The 1531-nt window shown below is 67.1% G+C and carries 1 protein-coding gene; it reads left to right on the top strand.

The annotated features are described in order from the left end of the window. A partial coding sequence (locus AC3A6R_RS27075; RefSeq protein WP_487866174.1) for a type VI secretion system Vgr family protein occupies nucleotides 1-1531 on the top strand: 1531 nt, incomplete at both ends.

Consider the following 1531-nt stretch of genomic DNA (forward strand, 5'->3'; position numbering starts at 1 on the left):
TCGTTACGGCCCACACCCCGCTGGGTGAAGAGCAGCTGAAGTTCCGCTCGATGCGCGGCACCGAGGGGCTGTCGCAGCTGTTCGAGTTCGAGGTCGATCTGCTGAGCGCGGATGCGGCACTGGATCTGAAGTCGGTGCTGGGCAAGCCGCTGACGCTGGAGATCCAGACCGCGGTGGCGGGCGCGCCGCGCTTCCTCAACGGCCAGGTGGTGCGCTTCTCGATGGTGGGCCGCGAGGGCGGCACCTCGCGCCACACCGTCTACCGGGCCACCGTGCGGCCGTGGCTGTGGTATCTCACGCGATCGAGCGACAACAAGATCTTCCAGAACAAGAGCGTGGTCGAGATCCTGGAAGACGTGTTCGGCGACTACGGCTTTGCGTTCGAGAAGAAGCTCTCGGGCAGCTACCGGCAGTGGGAATACTGCGTGCAGTACAACGAGAGCGACTTCGCGTTCGCGAGCCGCCTCATGGAACTCGAGGGCATCTACTACTGGTTCAAGCACGAGAAGGGCCAGCACACGCTCGTGCTGGCCGACGATGCCGGCGCGCACGAGCCGATGCCCGGCTACGAGACCATCGACTACTTCGCGGCCGACCGCGACATCGGCGAGGACATGGAGGTCATCCGTGACTGGCAGCCGAGCGAAGAGGTGCGCCCCGGCAGCTACACCGTGGACGACTTCAACTTCACCACGCCCAAGGGCGACCTCGTCAACGTGCGCAGCCAGCCGAGATCGCACGACAACGCCGACCACGACATTTACGAATGGCTCGGCGACTACCCGGCCGCGGGCGATGGCGAGCACTATGCGCGCGTGCGGCTCGAAGAGGTGCAGGCGCTCGCGCAGCGCAGCAACGGTCAGGCCACCGTGCGCGGCATGGCGCCGGGCTACAAGTTCACCATGCGCAACTCGCCGCGCGCGGACGACAACCAGGAGTACCTTGCGGTGGCCGTGTCGTATTCGCTGCGCGAGGGCGGCTATGCGAGCGGTGCGGCCAGCGGCGAATACAACTTCGACTTCGTGGTGCAGCCCACCTCGCTGCCGTTCAGGGCGCCGCGGCAGACGCCCGTGCCGCGCACGAGCGGGCCGCAGACCGCGACCGTGGTCGGTCCCGAGGGCGAGGAGATCTGGACCGACCAGTACGGCCGGGTGAAGGTGCAGTTCCACTGGGACCGCTACGGCCAGAAGAACGAGAACAGCTCGCGCTTCGTGCGCGTGTCGCAGATCTGGGCGGGCGAGCGCTTCGGGGGCGTGTTCACGCCGCGCATCGGCCAGGAGGTGGTGGTGGACTTCATCGGTGGTCGCGTGGACCGTCCGGTGATCGTGGGGCGCGTGTACAACGCCGACCAGATGCCGCCGTTCGCGCTGCCGGGCGAGGCGACCAAGAGCGGCATCGTCACGCGCTCGAGCAAGGGGGGCTCGAGCGCCAATGCGAACGCCTTCGTGTTCGAAGACAAGATGGGCGCCGAGCAGATCCTGCTGCATGCCGAGCGCAACCTCGACGTGGAGGTGGAGGGCGACGAGACGCA

It is taken from the genome of Variovorax sp. Soil_C_19, assembly GCF_057657255.1.